Genomic DNA, 20887 nt, shown 5'->3' on the forward strand with positions numbered 1-20887 from the left:
GTGCGTTTGGATAGTTCTATGCAATTGGAGTATTGGACGGCCAGTGCCCCGCCGGGAAAGATGCACCCAGTTCTGCACCTTGACCCCAAAACGGAGACACAGCATGCCTTCCATCGCGAATTATCGCGGGATCATTCCCGCCATTTCCTGCCCCTTCACCGCCGACCACCGCATCGACGAACCGGCCCTGCGCAAGCTCGCATCGTGGCTCGCGGGTCATGACGGCGTGGTGGCCGTCATGACCAACGGCCACACCGGCGAGGTGTTTTCGCTCACGCCCGCCGAACGCGCCGAAGTGACCCGCATCGTCGCGGACGAACTGCGCGGCCGCATGCCGGTGATCTCGTCCATCGTGTGCGAAGGCCTCGCCGAGGCGGCCGAACATGCGCGGGCCGCGCAAGCCGCGGGCGCGGTCGCGCTGGACGTGATGCCCCCGCACCACTGGCTGCGCTTCGGCTTCACGAGTGGCCATGCGCTGCAGTACTTCGAAGCCATCCACCGCGCGGCGCCCGAGCTGGACCTGGTCTGCCACGTGTACCCGGCATGGACACGCGCCTCCTATTCGTCGCAGTTGCTGGCCGAACTGGCGCGCCTGCCCTACCTGCAGGCCTTCAAGGTCGGGCAGCGCGACATGAACAAGTACGCCCGCGACATCCAGGCGATCCGCGAGGCCGATGCGTCCAAGGCCATCCTCACCTGCCACGACGAATACCTGTTGGCCTCGATGGTGCAGGGCGTGGACGGCGCGCTGGTCGGCTTCGCGACCTTCATTCCGCAATTGATCATCGACCTGTGGAATGCGGTGAAGGCCGGCGACCTGAAGAAGGCGATGGCGGTGCAGGCCCTCATCACGCCGCTCAAGGATGCGGTCTACGGCGGCGGCGAGCCGACCGGCGAAGCGCATGCGCGCATGAAGGGCGGCATGTACCTGGCCGGCGTGCTCAACAACGCCACCGTGCGCCCGCCGACCGAGGCACCGAACGCGCGAGAGATGGATGCGCTGCGCGCCGCCGTCGAGCAGGCGGGCCTGTCCCGGCGCTGAGAAAGCCCGCGGGGCCGCCGGCCCCGATGCAAAACACAAGGAGACAAGAGACATGCAACGCAACCATTTCCTGCGGGCCGCACTCGCCGCCCTCGCGCTGGCGGCGGCGACCACCGGCTTCGCGCAGACCTGGCCGAGCCGGCCGGTGCGCATGGTGATCCCGTTTCCGCCGGGCGGCACGCTGGACACCATCGGCCGCCTGCTCGCGCAGAAGCTCGGCGAGCAGACCGGCCAGTCCTTCATCGTGGAGAACCGCGCCGGCGGCAACGGGATTATCGGCGCCGACCTGGTGTCCAAGGCGCCGGCGGACGGCTACACGCTGCTGTTCAATGCCTCGACCTTCACGACCGCGCCGATGACCATGAAGGCGGTGCCCTACGACGTGGTGAAGGACTTCGCGCCGGTCGCGCTGGTCGCCAAGGCGCCGCTGTCGGTGGCCATCAACAAGAACCTGCCGGTGACCGACGTGAAGTCGCTCATCGCGTATGCCAAGGCGCACCCGGGCAAGATGACTTTCGCGGTGGGCTCCATCGGTTCGGCGGGCCATCTGTCGACCGAACTGCTCAAGCGCGCGGGCGGCGGGCTCGACTACCTGATCGTGCCGTACAAGGGCACGGCGCCTGCCTTCCAGGATTTGATCGGCGGACAGATCGACGGCTTCATCGATCCCATCCTGGGTTCTCTGCAGTACCACAAGAGCGGCATGGTGAAGGTGATTGCCGTGACCTCGGCCACGCGCGCCACCAGCCTGCCGAACGTGCCCACCGTGGGCGAGAGCATCCCCGGCTACGAGTTCTACAGCTGGTATGGCCTCTGGGGTCCGGCAAAGCTGCCGGCCGCCGTCACGCAGCGGCTCAATGCCGAGGTCAACAAGGCGCTGGGCACCGACATGCGCGAGACACTCCAGGCGCAAGGCCTGCTGCTCACGCCGGGCAGCGTGGAGGAGTTCGTGAAGTTCCAGGCCGACGACATGGCGCGCTCGAAAAAGATCATCGTGGAGGGCAACATCCATGTCGAATGAGCCAGGCGCACATCCAGCGCATCCAGCGCATGCGCCGCATGCCGTGGTGACAGGCAGCAGCGGCGGCATCGGCCGCGCGATCGCGTCGCACCTGCTCGACCAAGGCTGGCGCGTGAGCGGCCTCGACCTCGCGGCGCCGACGCTGTCGCATGCGCACTTTGCGCATGTGGCGGTCGACCTGTGCAATGCCGATGCCATCGCGCGCGCCGCGGGCACGCTCGAGGATGCCGATGCGCTGGTGCATGCGGCCGGCGTGTTGCGCGTCGGGCCGCTCGGCGCGCTCGACCATGCCGGCGGCGAACTGATGTGGCGGCTGCATGTCGATGCCGCGACGCGGCTGGCCGACGCGCTCGTGCCCGCGATGGCCGTGCGCGGCCGGGGCCGCGTGGTGTTCGTCGGCAGCCGCGTGGCGCAGGGCCTGCCCGGGCGCGGCCAGTACGCCGCAACCAAGGCGGCGCTGATCGCGCTCGCGCGCAGCTGGGCGGCGGAGGTCGCGGCCCAGGGCGTCACCGTCAATGTGGTCTCGCCGGGCGCAACCCAGACCTCGATGCTGCAGGACCCGGCGCGCGCGGCCAGCGCGCCGCGCCTGCCGCCCATCGGTCGCCTGATCCAGCCGGAAGAAATTGCCGCGCTGGTCGCCTTCCTGTTGTCGGCAGAGGCCGCGGCCATCACCGGCCAGGACCTCGCCATCTGCGGCGGCGCGTCGCTGCACCGCTGAATCCGTCCACCCTCTTTTTTCCTCCAGCCCATCGACCATGAAAATCGTCAACATCCTCGAGTCCACGCGTCCGATCAAGTCGGACATCCGCAACGCCTACATCGACTTCTCGAAGATGACCCTGAGCCTGGTAGCCGTGGTCACCGACGTGATCCGCGACGGGCGGCCCGTGGTGGGCTACGGCTTCAACTCGAACGGCCGCTACGGCCAGGGCGGCCTCATCCGCGAGCGCTTCCTGCCGCGGCTGCTGGAGGCCGAGCCCGCATCGCTCCTCGACGAGACCGGAGAGAACCTCGATCCGCACAAGATCTGGGCCCGCATGATGATCAACGAGAAGCCCGGCGGCCACGGCGAACGCTCGGTGGCCGTGGGCACGATCGACATGGCCGTGTGGGATGCGGTCGCCAAGATCGCCGGCAAGCCGCTTTACCAGTTGCTCGCCGAACGCTACGGCAACGGCACGCCCGATCCGCGCGTGTTCGTGTATGCCGCGGGCGGCTACTACTACCCCGGTAAGGGCGTCGAAGGCCTGCAGCGCGAGATGACCAGCTACCTCGAGCGCGGCTACTCGGTCGTGAAGATGAAGATCGGCGGCGCCACGCTGGCCGAAGATTGCGAACGCATCGAGTCGGTGCTGAAGATCCTCGGCCCCGGCCAGCAACTCGCGGTGGACGCCAACGGCCGCTTCGACCTGCCCACCGCCATCGACTACGGCCGCGCGCTCTCGCAGTACCCGCTCTTCTGGTACGAGGAAGCCGGCGATCCGCTCGACTACGAACTGCAGGCCAAGCTCGGCGAGGTGTACGCGGGCCCGATGGCCACGGGCGAGAACCTGTTCTCGATGCAGGATGCGCGCAACCTTATCCGCCACGGCGGCATGCGGCCCGACCGCGACTGGCTGCAGTTCGACTGCGCGCTGAGCTACGGCCTCGTCGAGTACCTGCGCACGCTCGACATGCTGAAGGAACACGGCTGGTCGCCCTCGCGCTGCATTCCGCACGGCGGCCACCAGATGTCGCTGGCCATCGCCGCGGGCCTCGGCCTCGGCGGCAACGAGAGCTACCCCGACCTGTTCCAGCCCTACGGCGGTTTCCCCGACGGCGTGAAGGTGCAGGACGGCTACGTCACGCTGCCGCCGCTGCCGGGCATCGGTTTCGAGGGGAAGGCCGACCTGATCGCCGAGATGCGGGCGCTGGCGAGCTAGTTGCTCAGCCGATGCGCCAGGCCTGTGTCCACAGGGCCAGGCCATCGAGCGCTTCGTCGAGCGCGTCCTCGTTCGAGCGTCCGCTGCGCTTGGGCACGCTGAACGAGTGATCGGCGTCCTCGATCTCCATCGACGTCGCCAGTGTTCCCAGGCCGCGAAGCACGGGCCGCATCTGCTCGGGCTCCGCGAGCTTGTCGCGCGTGCCGTGCACGAACAGCATCGGCACCTCAACCTCGTACAGATGAGCGGCGCGATCGACGGACGGCGCGCCCGAGGGGTGAAGCGGGAAGCCGAGAAAGACCAGCCCCTCGACGCCCGGCATCGCATCGAGCGCCTGGGCTTGCGAGGTCATGCGGCCACCGAACGACTTGCCACCGGCGAACAGGCGAACGCCATCGAAGTGCTGCGAAGCGCATCGGACGGCCGCTCGCACGGTGGCGTGGGCGAGCACTGGCGAGTCCACGCGCTTCAGGCCTTTTTCCATGTACGGGAACTGATAGCGCAGCGTCGCGATGCGCCGCTCTGCAAGCCCTGCGGCGACGGCGTTCATGAACGGATGCGCCATGCCCGCGCCCGCACCGTGCGCCAGGACAAGGCAGGCCTGGGCATCCGCCGGTGCCACCGCCAAAGCCGAGACATCGACACCGGATGCGACGGAGATTGCGATCTGCATTGTTTTCATGGCAAAGCCCCGATCCTCGGCCACGAACGCATTCGCATCAAGCAGCCAGACGCTCGCGGCGCTTCTGCTCCAACTGGCGCCGGCGCTCCGCCACGGCCAGCGCCCTGGCCTTGTCGTGGCCATGCGCTGCCACCGAGAACGCCTTGCTCACCGTGCCCCTTCCCGCGATGTAGGTGATGGCCATCCAGTAGCCCGGGTGCCGGGGCCGGGGCGCTTTGAAGGTGACGCCGGAAATGCCGCTGCGGTTGTTCTTTCGCACGATCTCGGACGGCGGGCGTTTCGGCGAAAGCCCCTCGATCGGTTGCGAAGGCGCATTGCGGATCGCCTCTTCGGCCGGATGCACCTTCGCCAGCCCGGACATCTGCGCGAGCTGCCGCTCGCGTTCCCGGATCGCCATCGACCGCGCTGCACTGCCTTGGTCGCCTGCGAGAAACAGCGCCCGCAGGATCTGGTCGTGGGCGATGTAGGTCTTGGCGAGCCAGCCCAGCATCTTTCCGTGGGCCGACAGCAGGCGGAACACGCCGGGCACCCCGGTCTTGTTGTTGGGCCGGAGCTTCTCGGCCCGGGAGCGGCGCGTAGGCGGCGGCAGGCTTTTCACCAGCGCATCGCGCCACCGCTGCGCGTGCAGCAGCGCCTGCGAAGCGCCGCCGTAGCTGGCCTGGCCGAACCCCTCGCGATACCGCACGCCGGCCCTGACGATCGACACCTCGAAGCCCCAAGGCCGGCTGTAGATGCCGTACATGTCGGCCGAATTCGGAACACCTTTTGGCATGGGTTGAGCAGTGCGAAACGTGTATCGGGTTACCTATCGTAATAACGACCGGGGAGCAGCGCTTGCATTGGGGGTTGGGCCGTGGTCCGACACGGCGCGGTCCCCGCAGCAACGTACATTTCTGGTTCGGGACAGCGCCCCGCGGTTCCGCTGGACAAGCGTCTTTACGCGGATCCGGCGTATCGTTACGCGAACATCATCGAAACCAACAACTCGACAGCGATCCATGAAAATTGCCACCTGGAACGTCAACTCCCTCACCGCCCGCCTGCAGCACGTGCTCGACTGGCTGATTGCCAACCCGGTCGACGTGCTCTGCCTGCAGGAGCTCAAGATGACCGACGACAAGTTCCCGCTCGAGGTGCTCAAGTCGGCCGGCTACGAGGCCGCGGTGTTCGGCCAGAAGACCTACAACGGCGTTGCCATCCTGAGCCTCGCGCCGATGCGCGACGTGGTGAAGAACATCGGCGGCTTCACGGACGACCAGTCGCGCGTGATCGCCGCCACCGTCGAGACGCCCACGGGCCCGCTGCGTGTGGTCAACGGCTACTTCGTGAACGGCCAGGCGCCGGGCAGCGACAAGTTCGAATACAAGCTGAAGTGGCTGGATGCTCTGCGCGAATGGCTGCGCCAGGAACTCGTCGCGCACCCGAACCTCGTGCTGCTGGGCGACTTCAACATCACGCCCGAAGACCGTGACAGCTTCGATCCGGTGGGGCTGAAGGAAACCATCCATCACACGACCGAGGAGCGCGAGCATTTCAAGGCGCTGCTGGCACTCGGCCTCACCGACAGCTTCCGCATGTTCGAGCAGCCCGAGAAGAGCTACTCGTGGTGGGACTACCGCATGCTCGGCTACCAGAAGAACCGGGGCCTGCGCATCGACCACATCCTCGTGAGCGAGCCGCTGCTGCCGCGCGTGAAGGGCTGCATCATCGACCGCGTGCCGCGCAAGTGGGAGAAGCCGAGCGATCACGCCCCCGTGGTGCTCGACCTGGCCCCGGGCGCCTGAGCCCCAAGCCCGCCATGACCGAACACCTGCTTCTGCGACCCGGCCGCACCCTGGGGATCTTCGCGATCGCGCTGACGCTGGGCGCCTGCTCGATTCTCAAGCCCGCCGAGAAGACGGAAGACGGCAAGAGCGCCACGGCGCCCACGGACGAAGCGGCGCCGCCCGGCAAGAGCGACGTGCCGACGGTGCGCCTGATCACCGCGCAAACGCCCGCCGTGCGTGCCTACCGCAAGACCGGCGCGCGCCACATCTACAAGGCGTACGCCAACCGGATCTACAAGGGAAAGATTCCGCCGCTGGTCTACGCGGTGGTGGTGGTCGAGACGGACATCGACGCGGACGGCAAGGTGACCAACGTGAGCTTCAGCCGCGTGCCGAGCCATGCGCCGGAAGTGCCCCCGATGATTGCCGAGCTCATCAAGGCGACGTCGCCGCTGCCTTCGCCGGGCAAGCTGGGCGGCCACACATATGTCGATACCTGGCTCTGGGACAAGAGCGGAAAGTTCCAGCTCGACTCGCTGACGCTGGGCCAGCGGAGCCGATAGCCCCCGAGGCACGATGCCTCGGGCTCGCGCTTACTCGATGCCGAGTTCCTGGATCTTCCGAGTGATGGTGTTGCGTCCGATGCCCAGCTTCTGAGCGGCCTCGATGCGGCGGCCGCGGGTGCTGCCCAGGGCTGTGAGGATCAGGCGCGATTCGAAGCGGCGCGAAAGCACATCCCAGACGTCGGTGCGGCCGGCGGCCAGCAAGGCCTGGGCTTCGAGTTCCAGGCCGCTTTCCCAGCTGCTCACACCAACAGGCGCTTCCACGGCCTCGGGGACGGCGGAGGCCGACACCGATTCGCGCTCGACGCCCGGGACCGGCAGGCCCGGCGGGCCCGGCAGTGGCACAACCGACGGTTGTACAGCGGCGGCCACCGGTGCGGCGACGTCGGCCGCATGCGTGTCCAGGCCGACGGCCATCACCTCGGGCGGCAGGTCCTTGGTTTCGATCAGCTGCGCGGGCGCCATCACGGTCAGCCAATGGCAGATGTTTTCGAGTTGGCGGACGTTGCCAGGAAAACCGAAGGTGGCGAGCTTGGCAAGCGCCGCATCGGAGATGCGTTTGGGCTCGACGCCGAGCTGCCTTGCGCTTTGCTGCAGGAAGTGGCGCGTGAGCGCGGGCACGTCCTCGCCGCGTTCGCGCAATGCCGGCAGGCGAAGGCGGATCACGTTGAGGCGGTGGAACAAGTCTTCGCGGAAGCCGCCGAGCTTGACGCGCTGCTCCAGGTCCTGGTGGGTCGCCGCGATCACGCGCACGTTGGCCTTGACCGAGTTGTGGCCGCCCACGCGGTAGAAGTGGCCGTCGCTCAGCACGCGCAGGAGGCGCGTCTGCAGGTCGAACGGCATGTCGCCGATTTCGTCGAGGAAGAGCGTGCCGCCCTCGGCCTGCTCGAAGCGGCCGCGCCGCATGGTCTGCGCGCCGGTGAAGGCGCCGCGCTCGTGGCCGAAGAGTTCGCTCTCGAGCAGGTCCTTCGGGATGGCCGCGGTGTTGATGGCCACGAAGGGCCCGTTGGCGCGGGGCGAGTGCTTGTGCAGCGCACGCGCCACCAGTTCCTTGCCCGAACCCGATTCGCCGGTGATGAGCACCGTGACGTTGCTCTGCGACAGCCGGCCGATGGCGCGGAACACGTCCTGCATCGCGGGCGCCTGGCCGAGCATTTCGGGCGCGGCGACCATGCGCTCTTCGGAGACTTCCTCGCGCTGGCTTTCGTCGACAGCGCGGCGGATGAGCTCGACCGCGCGCGGCAGGTCGAAGGGCTTGGGCAGGTATTCGAAGGCGCCGCCCTGGAAGGCCGAGACGGCGCTGTCGAGGTCGGAGAACGCCGTCATGATGATGACGGGCAGGCCGGGGTGCTTGGCCTTGATCTTGTCGAGCAAATCGAGCCCGGAGCCGCCGGGCATGCGGATGTCGCTCACCAGGACCTGGGGGCCCTGCTGCTCGTCGTCGTCGGCCTGCTCCAGGGCTGCGAGCACCTCCCGGGTATTCGTGAAACTGCGGGTGGGCAAGTCTTCGCGCAGCAAGGCCTTCTCGAGCACGAAGCGGATCGATTGGTCGTCATCAACTATCCAGATCGGCTTCATGCATCTCCTTGTTGCCGTGCTGCGCTAGGGCAGCGGTATCAGTATCTTGAAATCGGTTCGGCCCGGGACGCTGTCGCACTCGATCACGCCGTGATGCTGTTGCACAAAGGTTTGTGCAAGGGTCAGCCCGAGGCCTGTTCCGCCCTCCCTGCCCGATACGAGCGGATAGAAGATGCGGTCCTTGATCGTGTCCGGCACACCCGGTCCATTGTCGATGACATGCAATTCCAATGCCAATCGATACCACTGCTTGTTGAATATCACTTGCCGGGCGATGCGCGTCTTGAAAGTGATCTGCGCATCGCCTGCCGCGCGGCGCTCGGCAAGCGCCTGCGCGGCGTTGTGCACGATGTTGAGGGTGGCCTGGATGAGCTGCTCGCGGTCGCCGCGGAACTCGGGAATCGACACGTCGAAGTCGCGCTCGATGTGCAGGTCGCGCGGAAACTCCGCAAGGATCACCGAGCGCACGCGTTCGCAGACTTCGTGGATGTTCACGTCGCCCACCACGTGCGGCCGGCGGTGCGGCGCCAGCAGGCGGTCGACCAGCGTCTGGAGCCGGTCGGCCTCGTGGATGATGACCTGGGTGTATTCGATGAGGTCGCGCGACTCGACCTCCATCTGCAGCAGCTGCGCCGCGCCGCGAATGCCGCCGAGCGGATTCTTGATCTCGTGCGCGAGGTTGCGGATGAGTTCCTTGTTCGCCTGCGCCTGGTCGATGAGCCGCTCTTCGCGGTCTTGCCGCACCTGGTGCTCGAGCGGCGACATCTCGATGATGAGTTCGCCCTTCTTGTCGCCGTGCGCGAGCGTGACCTGCACAGGCATCAGCTCGTGATTGACGCGCCGCAGAAAGGCTTCGTAGCGCAGCGTGGCGAAGTCGTTGCTGCTTGCGCCGTCGAGCGCGGTGCGCAGCACCTGCGGCTCGTGAAAACAGGCGCCGAACTGCGAGCCTTCGAGCGTTCGCCGCGAGGTGCCCAGTGCGTCTTCGAGGCCTGCGTTGGCGAACAGCACGGAGCCGTCGCTGTTGACCACGGCGATCAGCGTGGACAGCAGGTCGAAGGTTTGAAAGCGCGTGTTGGCGCCAACCGCCTTCTTCCCGAATGCCATGCGATTACTGGGGTTTGTTGGTGGGCAACCGGCCAATTTCCCGGCGGATGCCTGCGATGTCGCTCTCGTTGCGCGCGAGTTCGGCCTTCATTTCGGCCACGCGGTCGAGGTACTTCTGATAGTTGCGGCCTTCGCTGCCCTGCTTTTCGGGCTCGCCGTTGTTGTATTCCTTCTGCAGCTCGGCCTGGCGAGCCTCGGCCTTCTTGAGTTCGGACTCGAGCACCGAACGGGCTTCGCCGTCGCGGGCGCGCTGGTCGACGCCTTCGACGCGCGGGCTGCCGGCCGGCGCACGCGCGGCGGAAGCGCCCGACGAGCCGCTCGACGACGACTTCGTCGTGCCACCGCCACCCTGGACGACGGTGACGTTGCCGCCCTCCATGACCTTGCAGCCCTTCTGCTGGGCGATGGTGGCGTTGTTGGTGTATTCATTGCCGCAGCGCCACACGCGCTCTTGCGAGGACGCCGGCAGGGCGGCCAACAATGAACCGGCCAGGAAAATGAGAGAAGCAGTCTTCATGTGAATCGGTGGGTGGCGCGACAAAGGCGCATTTTCATGCAATTCCGCGCCACTGGTGACAAGATGTTCCGCGTCAAGGAAAAAGGACGGCCGAGGCCGTCCTTTTGTCTTACTTCCCCGCGAGGGGCTCGCTTTACAGCGAGTAGTACATGTCGAACTCGACCGGATGGGTCGCCATGCGGAAGCGGGTGACTTCCTGCATCTTCAGCTCGATGTACGCATCGATGTACGAATCGGTGAACACGCCACCCTTGGTCAGGAACGCACGGTCCTTGTCGAGGTATTCCAGGGCCTGGTCGAGGCTGTGGCACACGGTCGGGATCAGCGCGTCTTCTTCCGGCGGCAGGTGGTACAGGTCCTTGCTGGCGGCTTCGCCCGGATGGATCTTGTTTTCCACGCCGTCGAGGCCGGCCATCAAGAGCGCTGCGAAACCGAGGTACGGGTTCATCAGCGGATCGGGGAAGCGCGCTTCGACGCGGCGGCCCTTCGGGTTGGCCACGAACGGAATGCGGATCGAGGCCGAGCGGTTCTTGGCCGAGTAGGCCAGCTTCACCGGGGCTTCGAAGCCGGGCACCAGGCGCTTGTAGCTGTTGGTGCCGGGGTTCGTGATGGCGTTCAGGGCACGGGCGTGCTTGATGATGCCGCCGATGTAGTGCAGCGCGAAGTCAGACAGGCCTGCGTAGCCGTCGCCGGCGAACAGGTTCTTGCCGTCCTTCCAGACCGACTGGTGCACGTGCATGCCGGAGCCGTTGTCGCCGACGATGGGCTTGGGCATGAAGGTGGCGGTCTTGCCGTAGGCGTGGGCCACGTTGTGGATCACGTACTTCTGCAGCTGGACCCAGTCGGCGCGCTGCACCAGCGTGCTGAACTTGGTACCGAGTTCCATCTGGCCGGCGTTGGCCACTTCATGGTGATGCACTTCGACCGGGATGCCGAGGGCTTCGAGCACCAGGCACATTTCCGAGCGCATGTCCTGGAAGCTGTCGACCGGGGGAACCGGGAAGTAGCCGCCCTTGACCGCCGGACGGTGGCCGGTGTTGCCGTGTTCGTATTCCTTGTCGGTGTTCCACGAGGCTTCTTCGGAATCGATCTTCACGAAGCAGCCCGACATGTCGTTCTTCCAGCGAACGCCGTCGAACACGAAGAATTCGGGTTCCGGACCGAAGAAGGCGGTGTCGCCCAGGCCCGAGGCCTTCATGTACGCCTCGGCGCGCTTGGCGAGCGAACGCGGGTCGCGCTCGTAGGCCTTGCCGTCTGCCGGATCGATCACGTCGCAGGTCAGGATCAGCGTCGTTTCTTCGAAGAAGGGGTCGATGTTGGCGGTGTTGGGGTCGGGCATGAGCTGCATGTCCGAAGCTTCGATCCCCTTCCAGCCAGCGATGGACGAGCCGTCGAACGCGTGGCCCGACGTGAATTTGTCTTCATCGAAAGCCGAGACCGGCACGGTGACGTGCTGCTCTTTGCCACGGGTGTCGGTGAAGCGGAAGTCGATGAACTTGACCTCGTTTTCCTTGACGAGCTTGAGTACATCGGCGACGGTCTTTGCCATCAGTTTCTCCTGAGTTGGATGGTGGTTAGGAATACGGGAACGAAGGATGCAGTTTCTGTGCCATTGTCGCCTCACGGAATGAGACTTTATGGACGGATGCACCGCTTAAATACGTGCGGGATATCACCAAACTGGTGCATTGACTTTTATCGCACCAATTCTGGGCCAAGCTTGGCATCGAAAGTGTGCAACCCTTCGATCAGCTGGGTATAGGCCGCATCGAGCCGGCCGGGGTCGCCTTTGACGCCCAACTCGATGTGGCGGCCATATTGGGGGTGATCGACGCTCGGCAGGCTGAACACCTTGATGCCCGCATGGGTCTCCTCGATGGCCTGCATCAGGGGCGTGAGGGTGGCTTCCATCGCACCGAAAACGATCACCGACTTCTCGGCGATGGCATTGCGGGTGAAGAGATCTGCATAGCGGCTGTCGAGCACCGATTCGATCATCGGCCAGGCCATGACCGGGAAGCCCGGCACGAAATGCACATGCTCGACGCTGAAGCCCGGGATCTTGTTGTAGGGATTGCGGATGATCGTCGCGCCCTGCGGGAACACGCCCATGTTCAGGCGGTGGATGTTGTCGGGCCGGTCGGGCTCGTAGACGGTGCCCTGCTCCTTGGCCGTGTCCTGCATGCGTTCGCGGATCAGCACCTCGGCTTCGGGGTGCAGCGCGAGCGGCACGCGCAACGCCTTGGCGGCGCATTGGCGGGTGTGGTCGTCGGGTGTGGCGCCGATTCCGCCGGTCGAGAACACGATGTCGCCCGAGGCGAAGGCGCGCATGAGCGCGGCGGTGATGCGCGTCGGCTCGTCGCCCACGTATTCAGCCCAACCGAGTTGCAGGCCGCGCGCGGCGAGCAGTTCGATGACCTTGGGCATGTGCTTGTCGGCGCGCTTGCCGGAGAGGATCTCGTCGCCGACGACGATGAGACCGAATGCGCGTGTCATGGTGAACCCCATTGAGAAAGTGCGGCCTGGTTTGCTTCGGCCGCCTCGAGGGCGGGCGCGCCGCCTTCGGCCGAGGCCAGCGCCGCGGCGCGCTGCGTGCGCAGCTGGGCCAGGGCATCGAGGCAATAGTGCGCGAACCAGAGTGCCGAGAAGGCGAAGACCAGTGTGTAGATCCAGATCGCGATCGGCACCAGCACGAAGAAGGCGGCGGCAAACAACAACCCTGAAGCCCAGACGATGCTCGGCGCGGCGCCCAGGTAACCGCACAGCACGCCGATGCACAACAACGGCAACCGGTGCGTGCGCAGCAACGTGGCGCGCTCCTCAGGGCTCGCGTGCTCGGCCAGCGCATCGAAGCTCATGACCCGGTAGGTGAGCCAGCCCCAGATGAGCGGCGGAAGAATCAACACCAGCGGCGGAATGAGCCAAAGCGGCATCGAGACCACCAGCGCCAGCAGCGCGAGGAGGGTCACGCCCAGCGAACGCGCCACGCTGCCGAGGAAGGAAGCGCCCTTCTTCTGCTCCAGCGACGGAAAACGGCGTTCTCCCACCAGCTTGGTGAGCGCGGGGGACATCAGCCCCGCCACGATCAGCAGCGACACCACCACGATCAGCGGCGTGGCGGCGAACACCACGACCAGCGAGGCCAGCACGAAGGTCACGTCGCCCGAGAAAAGCCGCCCGATCCAGGCCCAGAAGCTCGCGAGCAGCGGCCAGGCGTCGAGCGCGCTGCGCGTCCAGGTGACGGCCGAATCCCAATAGAAATAGCCGAGCCCCGCGGCCAGCAGCACCATCAGGCCCAGCGGCAGCAGCGACAGCACGATCACGCGCGGCAGCATGCAATAGGCGACCGCGCGCCAGAAGGAGTCGAGGAGCAGGCGCATGAGGCAGCGAGGATAACGCCTGGGATCGGGCCCGGGGCGATTCAGCCGCGGCCCACCATGCGCTTGAGGCCCAGCCACTGCTGCGCCCAGAAGCCCCGGCCGTAGTCACGCGTGCGGCCGAGCGCGTCGGGCTCGACCTGGTCGCGGATGCCGGTCGGGTCGTAGCGGTCCTCGAAGTTCGCGGTGCGGAACAGCATGTCCCACCAAGGCAGCAGCACACCGAAGTTGTGGCCGCCCAGCGTGCTCTTGCCGCGCGACTCATGGCCGAGGCCGATGCTGTGATGCAGCCGGTGGAAGCGCGGGCTGACCCAGAGCCGCTCGCCGATCGCGCCGAAGCTCAGCCGCAGGTTTGCGTGCTGCAGGCTTTCGCTGAGCTGCGTGAAGGCGACGAAGGCAATGAACTGCCCCGGCGCCACGCCGATCAGTTGCGCCACGATGACGATGATCGCGTCGTGGACGATGTCGTCGACCAGGTGGTTGCGGTCGTCGCTCCACATCGTCATCTGGCGCTGCGAGTGGTGCAGCGAATGCAGGCCCCACCACCAGTTGAACTGGTGCTGGCCACGGTGGATCCAGTAGCCGACGAAGTCGAGCACCACGAGGTAGATGGCAAAGGCGACCACCGGCACGTCGGTCACGCCGGGCCAGACTTCGTCCAGGTGGAAGGTGCCCCACCCGGCCGTACGCAGGCTCCCCAGCGCATCGTCGAAGAAAGGCTGCAGCGTGAAGAAGAGCGCAAGGCGAAAGAGGCCCAGCTTGTGGATCAGCGTGTAGAGCACGTCGATGCGGATCGCGTGGCGGTCGACCACCGGTTCCACCGAGCGCCAGCGCTGTAGCGGCCCGATCACCGCGAGCAGCACGACGATCTGGATGAAGCCGACCAGCAGCCAGCCGGTGGCGTCGAAGGCGTCCTCGGTCCAGCCACCCAGGCCGACGGCGTACACCAGCGGCTGCACCACCGCCTCGAAGAACCAGCCCTGCAGGGCGGAGAAAAGGTCCGTCAACCAGTCGATCACGGCGTTAACCTCAGGGGTGGGATGCGATCCAGGCGCGGTAGTCGGGGTGCTGGCGCAGGGTCTGGAAGCAGAAGCCCTTGGCCTTCAGGCCGACGATCAGCGGCTCCAGGTTGGCCGGCGCCCACGGGTCCTTGCGCGACCAGATGCCCAGGTGCGCGAGCAGGATGTCGCCGGGGCGGATGGTGTCCAGCGCCTGCGTCAGCAGCTTCTCGTTGCTGAACTTCTCGCTCGGCAGCTCGTCGCCGAGAAAGCCTGCGGGCGCCCAGCCCACGTGCTCGAAACCGCAGGCCTTGGCGGCCGCCAGCAGCTTGGGCGAGGTCTTGCCGCCCGGCGCGCGGTACAGCGGCAGCGGCTTCTTGCCGGTGATGAGCGCCAGCCGCTCGGAGGCCTTGCTGATGTTGGCGCAGTACTCGGCCGCCGTCCACGTGAGCTCGCGGCCGGCGAACGCGCCCGCCGAGGGCTTCACGCGGAAGGTCGGCGTGGTGCCCTTCAGGTCGGCGCGCCAGTAGGTGTGGTCGTAGGTGTGCGAGGCGAACTCGTTGCCCTCGGCCGCCCTCGCCTTCCACCAGGGCGCCCAGTGGTTGTCGAGGCTGTCGCCGTCGGTCGTCGTGCGCTCGGCGGCGGCGAAGAAGGTGACGCGAACGTCCTGCCGCTTGAGCACCTCGGCCACCAGCGGGGCAATGCCCATGTGGCCGGTGTCGAAGGTCAGGTAGACCGGCTTTTCGCAGGTGCCGCCCTGCGCCCAGGCGGCGGGGACGACAGCAACGGCCATTGCCAGCGCGATAGCCCGCCGGGCGCGGCTAGATGCGCTTGGCATGGTCGAGGGTCCAGACGCCGTGTGGCGAACGGCCGACGTTGACTTGCCGAACCACCTTCTGCGTGGCCAGGTCGATCACGCTGAGCTTCTTGGCCCAGCGCGAGGTGACGTACAGCGTCTTGCCATCGGCCGACACGTCCATGCAGTCGGGGCCGCCCGGCACCGCGTAGGTCGCGCTGACCTTCAGCGTCGCGATGTCGATGCGGCTGATCGTGTTGGCCACCCGGTTGCTCACGAACACGCTCTTGCCGTCGCCGGCCGAGCGGAAGGCGTGGGCGCCCTTGCCGGTGAGGATCTTGCCGACCAGCTTGGGCTCGGTGCCCGCCACATCGAACACCTGCACGCCGTCGCTGCCGGTCAGGCCCACGAGCAGGGTCTTGTCGTTGTGAATGCCGTAGATGTCGGCCGGCATGGCGCCGGTGGCCACGCGCCAGCGGATGGTCTGCGTGGGCAGGTCGATGGCGATCATCTCGTCGCTGTCCTGCATCGTCACGTAGGCAATGGTGCTGGTGTTGTCGATCCAGATATGGCTGGGCGTCTTGCCCGAGGCGATGCGCTTGGCGAGCTTCAGGTCCTTGCCGTCCCAGCGGTACACGTCCACGTGGTTCAGCCGGTTGCCCGCGGTGACGAACCACTTCATGTCGCGCGAGAACTGCAGCTGGTACGGATCGATGATCCCGTAGACCACCCGCTGCACTTCCGCCGTCTTCGGGTTGAGGAACGTGAGCGAATCGCCCGCCGAATTGGCCACGATGACCGACTTTTCGTCGGGCGTCATGTAGATGTGGTGCGGCTCCTTGCCCGTGGGAATGCGCAGCTTCTCGGTCCAGTCGACCGGATTGATCACGCTGACATTGGCGTCCAGCGAATTGAGCACGAAGATGGGGGGAGGTTCAGCCGGCGCGGCGGTGGCGGCGTGGGCCACCAGGGCGGTCAGGCAGGAAAACAGGAAGGCCGCAACGCGGCCGTTCGGGCGGGCAGGAAGTCGCAAGGGGAAGGTTCCGGGAAAGAGCTGAGGATCTTAACGGCCAGCCCTGAAGGCTGGCTGACCGGTCCGGCGCTGTTTCTCTCCCCTTCTGCCTCTACTTTGGCGGCTTGGCAGGCTTCGTCGGCGCACGCAGCGCGGCCACTTCTTCGGCTGTCAGCCAGCGCCACTGCCCCGGCGCCAGGTCCGCGGGCAGCGACAGCTCGCCGATGCGCGAACGGTGCAGTCCCTCGACCCGGTTGCCCACCGCGGCCAGCATGCGCTTGACCTGGTGGTACTTGCCCTCGGTGAGCGTGAGCCGCAGGTGCAGCGGGCTGTCGGATTCGCAGGCCGCCGCGCGCACCGGCTTCGGGTCGTCGTCGAGAACCACGCCCGCCAGCAGCTTCGCGATCTGCGCCTCGTCCACCGGGTGCTTGGCAGTCACCTCATAAACCTTGGGCACGTGGTGCTTGGGCGAGCCCATCTTGTGGATGAACTGGCCGTCGTCGGTCATGAGCAGCAGGCCGGTCGTGTCCTGGTCGAGCCGGCCGATGGCCTGCACGCCCTGCACCGCGCCCTTGTTGGGCCGAAGGCGCAGCGGCGAGGGCAGCAGCGTGTAGATGCTCGGGTAGGTCGAGGGCTTCTGCGAGCACTCGGTGCCGGCCGGCTTGTGCAGCATCAGGTAGGCCTTCTCGTGGTAGGCCCACGGCGTGCCCTGCACGGTGTAGAGAAGGCCTTCGGGGTCGAGGTCGACGAAGGGGTCCGTCACGGCCTTGCCGTCGATGATCACGTGGCCTTGCTGGACCAGCCCCGCGCACACGCGTCGCGTGCCGAAGCCCTGGGTGTAGAGGATGTCTTGCAGATGCATGGGAAATGAAAAAGGCGGCCGCGCCAGCGTGGCACGACCGCCCTGAGTTTGCAGGATCAGTACCCGGCCGCCAGACCGGTGTTGCGGCGCGGATCGTTCGCGCCGTAGAAGCGGTTCGCGCCGACCGGCTTGCCGCCCAGCGAAGGCGCGCCGACGATGATCGCCGCCAAGTGGTTGGCCGGCTGCGGCACACCGAGGTTATGACCCATGTCGGTCAGGATCTTGCGGGTGTCGGGGCTGATCGCGAAGGTCTCGACGTTGGTGACGTCGGGCAGCCATTGCTGGTGGAAGCGCGGCGCATCGACGGCCTCTTGCACGTTCATGCCGTAGTCGACCACGTTCAGGATCGTGTGCAGCACCGCCGTGATGATGCGGCTGCCACCGGGCGTGCCGACCACGAACACCGGCTTGCCATCCTTGGAGACGATGGTCGGGCTCATCGAGCTCAGCGGACGCTTGCCCGGGGCGATGGCGTTGGCCTCGCCCTGCACCAGGCCGTACATGTTGGGCACCCCGATCTTGGAGGTGAAGTCATCCATCTCGTTGTTCAGCAGCACGCCGGTCTTGTCGGCCGTGACCTTGGCGCCGAACCAGTCGTTCAGCGTGTAGGTCACCGAGACCGCGTTGCCCCACTGGTCGGTGATCGAGTAGTGGGTGGTGTTGCTGCCTTCATGCGGCGCGACGCCGGGCTTGATGTCCTTGGAGACGCCGGCCTTCTTCGGGTCGATGGCCGCGCGGATCTTCTCGGCGTAGCCCTTGTCGAGCAGGCGATCGAGCGGGTTCTTCACGAAGTCGGGATCGCCCAGATAGCTGTTGCGGTCCACGTAGGCGTGGCGCATGGCCTCGATCTGGTAGTGCACCGATTGCGCCGAACGGAAACCCAGGTCCTTGAGCGGATAGCCCTCCAGGATGTTGAGCATCTCGCAGATGATCACGCCGCCCGAGCTCGGCGGCGGTGCCGACACCACACGATAGCCGCGGTAATCGCACTCCACCGGCGCGAGTTCGCGCGTCTTGTACTGGTCGAGGTCGGCCTGCGTGATGATGCCCTTGCCGGCCTGGCTCGATGCCACGATCGCCTTGCCGACCCAGCCCTTGTAGAAACCGTCGGTGCCCTTGGAACTGATTTCCTTCAGCGTCTTGGCGAGGTCCTTCTGCACGAGCTTCTGGCCGACCTGGAAGGGCTGCCCCTTGTTCAGGAAGATCGCGCCGGAGACCGGGTCTTTCTGGAAGTCGGCAGTGGAGGTCCAGAGCATGTCGATGTCGCCCTGCTCCAGCGCAAAGCCCTTGTCGGCCAGCTGGATCGAGGGGGCGAGGAGGTCGGCGCGCTTCATCGTGCCGTACTTCTCGCGGGCGTATTCCATGCCCGACACCGAGCCCGGCACGCCGACGGCGAGGTGGCCGTTGGTGCTCAGGCCCTTGATGACGTTGCCGTCCTTGTCCAGGTACATGTTGGCCGTTGCGGCCAGCGGCGCCTTCTCGCGGAAGTCGAGGAAGGTCTTGCGGCCGTCGGCCAGCTGCACGGTCATGAAACCGCCGCCGCCGAGGTTGCCCGCTGCCGGGTACACCACCGCCAGCGCATAGCCCACGGCAACCGCCGCATCGACCGCATTGCCGCCGCGCTTGAGCACGTCGACGCCGACCTTGCTGGCCAGGTGCTGCGCGCTCACGACCATGCCGTGCTCGGCCGCGATCGGCGCTTGCGAGGCCGCCTGCGACGCGCCCGCGGCAGTCAGCGCGAGCGCGGCTGCGACGGCGGCGCGCAATGTCGGCGTCCAGTGGAATTGCTGCATGGGAAGTCTCCTCTTTGAGTTGGATGAAGAACGAGGGAATGAAAACGGGAACGGTCAGGCCGTGAGCAGCGCCTTGCGCCGCAGGTCCTTCAGGGCCAGCGCCACCTGCTGCTGCGCGAATTCCTTCAGCGCCTCGGGTTCGGTCAGCGGTTTCTCGTCCTTGATGAAGCGCAGGCGATCAGCCCGCACTTCACCGGCCAGGTGCTCGGCGAGCGCTTCGTGCGAATGCGCGCCGTCGAGCAGCGGCAGCAGGCTGCGCTCCAGCAACGTGAGACCCACGGGCTCGTGCCACTGGTTGCAGGCCTGGGCATTGGCGCCGGCCGAGAGCGCGAGGCCGAGCGCGCCCCGCACGGTGGCCAGGGCCTGCGGAAGGCTGGACACCTCGGTCGCCGCCGATACCGGCGTGCGCCGGAACCGCAAGGCGCCGAGGATCACCAGTTCCTCGAGCATGGCCAGCACGATGCGTTCGACCGCATCGCGCGGCTCGCCGGTGAGCTTTGCCGCGGTATCGATCAGGGCTTCGGCCGACACGGACGCGGGATAGCGCGCCTCGAGCACCTGCGCCACGGCCTTGTGCGCGGGCAGGCGCAGCGTGACCTTGAGATTGCGCATCGCATGGCAGGGCTGCTCGCGTGCATCGAGCGTCAGCGCGCCGCCGTCTTCGGCGGTGAACACGCCGGCGAATTCGAGGGCGCGGATGCGCGCGGGATCGAGGCGGTAGCGGATGTCCCTGGCACGCTCCTGCTTGACCAGCAGGGTCTGGCGGAAGGTGCGGTTGACCAGGAAATCGAGGTACTGCTCCATCATGATCTGGCTGCCGCCGCATTCGCGCAGCAGCGGATCGCGCACCTTCTCGCCGTAGTTCTGCACGAACATGGTCGAGGGCTCCGCATCGCACAGGTAAGCCAGGCCGCGGGCGTCGGCACGCGTGGCGAATTCCTTGAAGTAGCAAGGCTCGTTGCAAGGCTCGAGGAATTCGTGCAGCAGGTAGGAACTGTTGGCGCCACGCACGATCGGCATGGTCTCCTCGAGCGTCTTCTTGAGCACGCTGTCGGGGCGCGCCGACTGCTCGAGGAACTCGAGCATGCCGCGCGCATAGGCCAGTTTTTCGTCGGGCGTGTCGCGCGGTCCGCCGCGCAGGATCATCGCGTCGCGGACGATCTCGCGCGCCTTCCAGCCCGGGTACACGTTGTAGCTCACGTAGGCCACACCGTTCGGCGCGAGGTTCTCGGAGCAGATGCGCAGGATCGCGTCCTGCACCGGCCCCGGCACCCAGCTGTAGACGCCGTGGCAGACGATGTAGTCGAACTGCCCGAACGAGGCGTCGATGTCGGCGATGTTGAACGCCTTCAGCTCCACATTCGACAGGCCCGCATGGGCGATGGCTGCAACGCCCTGCGACACCTGCACGGTCGACAGGTCGACGCCGAGGGCGCTCGCCTCGGGATGGCGTGCCGCGAAGGGAATCAGGTTGCCGCCGGCCGCGCAACCCAGTTCGAGCACACGGGCCGTGGCGGGCGGAGGAGCGTCGAGTCCGAACAAGAAGGCCAGCGCCTCCAGGTGCTCCATCGCGGACTGTGGGAACGGGTGCGAGTCGTAGGGCACCGTGTCGTAATAGCTGGTCAGCGTGGAAGTCAGTGAATCCGGCACGAACGTCCTTTGAGGATCTGCGAAGGTTCTGGGGGTTGCGCTGTGACAGCGCTGGCCGACTATAGCCTCGCGATCGGGCAAAAAAAACCCAGCGGTGACGCTGGGCTCAAGCCTTTCTGCTGGCATGGCATCAAGGACCCCGCACAGGCGGCTGGCGGGGGACGGCTGACCCGTCAAGGAGAAATCGGGAGGTGCGCTGGAGGG

20 protein-coding genes are annotated in these 20887 nt (G+C 66.6%); 6 read left to right on the plus strand and 14 right to left on the minus strand.

Translation table 11 applies throughout. From position 1 onward, the window contains the following. Positions 1-103 precede the first annotated feature (103 nt). The 4 genes from QFZ83_RS19450 to QFZ83_RS19465 are packed head-to-tail and all read left to right on the plus strand — an operon-like array spanning position 104 to position 3985. Positions 104-1042 carry a dihydrodipicolinate synthase family protein gene (locus tag QFZ83_RS19450; protein ID WP_307509216.1) on the plus strand — a complete coding sequence of 313 codons (939 nt, stop codon included), beginning with the start codon at positions 104-106 and terminating at the stop codon, positions 1040-1042. 52 nt (positions 1043-1094) lie between these two features. Continuing rightward, positions 1095-2063, plus strand: coding sequence for a tripartite tricarboxylate transporter substrate binding protein (locus tag QFZ83_RS19455; protein ID WP_307509218.1), 969 nt, complete (start codon positions 1095-1097; stop codon positions 2061-2063). Continuing rightward, entirely contained in the window at positions 2053-2781 is a 729-nt protein-coding gene (locus tag QFZ83_RS19460) for an SDR family NAD(P)-dependent oxidoreductase (RefSeq protein WP_307509222.1), read from the plus strand. Before QFZ83_RS19455 ends, QFZ83_RS19460 begins: the two co-directional genes overlap by 11 nt. Positions 2782-2818: 37 nt before the next feature. Next, on the plus strand, positions 2819-3985 hold the full coding sequence (locus tag QFZ83_RS19465; protein WP_307509226.1) for a mandelate racemase/muconate lactonizing enzyme family protein: 1167 nt from the start codon (positions 2819-2821) through the stop codon (positions 3983-3985). A 4-nt stretch (positions 3986-3989) separates the two neighbouring features. Here QFZ83_RS19465 and QFZ83_RS19470 read toward each other — a convergent pair whose 3' ends face one another. Together QFZ83_RS19470 and QFZ83_RS19475 are read right to left on the minus strand one after the other, a co-directional pair. Continuing rightward, the gene (locus QFZ83_RS19470) at positions 3990-4667 is read right to left on the minus strand and encodes an alpha/beta family hydrolase (RefSeq protein ID WP_307509228.1); all 678 of its coding nucleotides are present in this window, start codon (positions 4665-4667) and stop codon (positions 3990-3992) included. Positions 4668-4704: 37 nt separating this feature from the next. After that, positions 4705-5439, minus strand: coding sequence for an AP2 domain-containing protein (locus QFZ83_RS19475; protein WP_144298955.1), 735 nt, complete (start codon positions 5437-5439; stop codon positions 4705-4707). A 226-nt stretch (positions 5440-5665) separates the two neighbouring features. On the opposite strand from QFZ83_RS19475, the gene xth reads away from it, so the two are divergent. Further along, the gene (xth, locus tag QFZ83_RS19480; RefSeq protein WP_307509232.1) at positions 5666-6451 is read left to right on the plus strand and encodes an exodeoxyribonuclease III; all 786 of its coding nucleotides are present in this window, start codon (positions 5666-5668) and stop codon (positions 6449-6451) included. A 14-nt stretch (positions 6452-6465) separates the two neighbouring features. Then, positions 6466-6996 carry a hypothetical protein gene (locus QFZ83_RS19485; RefSeq protein ID WP_307509234.1) on the plus strand — a complete coding sequence of 177 codons (531 nt, stop codon included), beginning with the start codon at positions 6466-6468 and terminating at the stop codon, positions 6994-6996. 30 nt (positions 6997-7026) lie between these two features. Here the strand turns inward: QFZ83_RS19485 and ntrC are convergent, their stop codons facing one another. The 12 genes from ntrC to QFZ83_RS19545 form a co-directional block, all read right to left on the minus strand. After that, positions 7027-8574 (minus strand): nitrogen regulation protein NR(I), encoded by a 1548-nt coding sequence (ntrC, locus tag QFZ83_RS19490; protein WP_307509239.1) that lies wholly within the window; start codon positions 8572-8574, stop codon positions 7027-7029. 24 nt (positions 8575-8598) lie between these two features. Then, on the minus strand, positions 8599-9678 hold the full coding sequence (glnL, locus tag QFZ83_RS19495) for a nitrogen regulation protein NR(II) (RefSeq protein ID WP_306877766.1): 1080 nt from the start codon (positions 9676-9678) through the stop codon (positions 8599-8601). A gap of 4 nt (positions 9679-9682) precedes the next feature. Continuing rightward, on the minus strand, positions 9683-10195 hold the full coding sequence (locus QFZ83_RS19500; RefSeq protein WP_307509242.1) for a hypothetical protein: 513 nt from the start codon (positions 10193-10195) through the stop codon (positions 9683-9685). Positions 10196-10328: 133 nt separating this feature from the next. Next, the gene (gene glnA, locus QFZ83_RS19505; protein WP_093434476.1) at positions 10329-11744 is read right to left on the minus strand and encodes a type I glutamate--ammonia ligase; all 1416 of its coding nucleotides are present in this window, start codon (positions 11742-11744) and stop codon (positions 10329-10331) included. 146 nt (positions 11745-11890) lie between these two features. After that, positions 11891-12691, minus strand: coding sequence for a molybdopterin-binding protein (locus tag QFZ83_RS19510; RefSeq protein WP_306877767.1), 801 nt, complete (start codon positions 12689-12691; stop codon positions 11891-11893). After that, positions 12688-13575 (minus strand): EI24 domain-containing protein, encoded by an 888-nt coding sequence (locus tag QFZ83_RS19515; protein ID WP_307509245.1) that lies wholly within the window; start codon positions 13573-13575, stop codon positions 12688-12690. The genes QFZ83_RS19510 and QFZ83_RS19515 overlap by 4 nt, the downstream gene beginning before the upstream one ends. Positions 13576-13616: 41 nt before the next feature. Further along, positions 13617-14591, minus strand: a complete 975-nt coding sequence (locus tag QFZ83_RS19520; RefSeq protein ID WP_307509248.1) for a sterol desaturase family protein — start codon at positions 14589-14591, stop codon at positions 13617-13619. Positions 14592-14601: 10 nt separating this feature from the next. Then, positions 14602-15408 carry a polysaccharide deacetylase family protein gene (locus QFZ83_RS19525; RefSeq protein ID WP_306877773.1) on the minus strand — a complete coding sequence of 269 codons (807 nt, stop codon included), beginning with the start codon at positions 15406-15408 and terminating at the stop codon, positions 14602-14604. Continuing rightward, entirely contained in the window at positions 15392-16399 is a 1008-nt protein-coding gene (locus QFZ83_RS19530) for a YncE family protein (protein WP_307509250.1), read from the minus strand. Before QFZ83_RS19530 ends, QFZ83_RS19525 begins: the two co-directional genes overlap by 17 nt. A gap of 91 nt (positions 16400-16490) precedes the next feature. Then, positions 16491-17240: a pseudouridine synthase gene (locus tag QFZ83_RS19535; RefSeq protein WP_307509253.1), complete on the minus strand. Its 750-nt coding sequence runs from the start codon at positions 17238-17240 to the stop codon at positions 16491-16493. A gap of 56 nt (positions 17241-17296) precedes the next feature. Beyond that, positions 17297-19033, minus strand: a complete 1737-nt coding sequence (gene ggt, locus QFZ83_RS19540; protein ID WP_307509256.1) for a gamma-glutamyltransferase — start codon at positions 19031-19033, stop codon at positions 17297-17299. 54 nt (positions 19034-19087) lie between these two features. Further along, positions 19088-20683: a class I SAM-dependent methyltransferase gene (locus QFZ83_RS19545; protein ID WP_307509259.1), complete on the minus strand. Its 1596-nt coding sequence runs from the start codon at positions 20681-20683 to the stop codon at positions 19088-19090. Positions 20684-20887: the final 204 nt, after the last annotated feature.

Source organism: Variovorax sp. W1I1 (assembly GCF_030815625.1).
GTDB classification, from domain to species: Bacteria; Pseudomonadota; Gammaproteobacteria; order Burkholderiales; family Burkholderiaceae_C; genus Variovorax; species Variovorax paradoxus_C.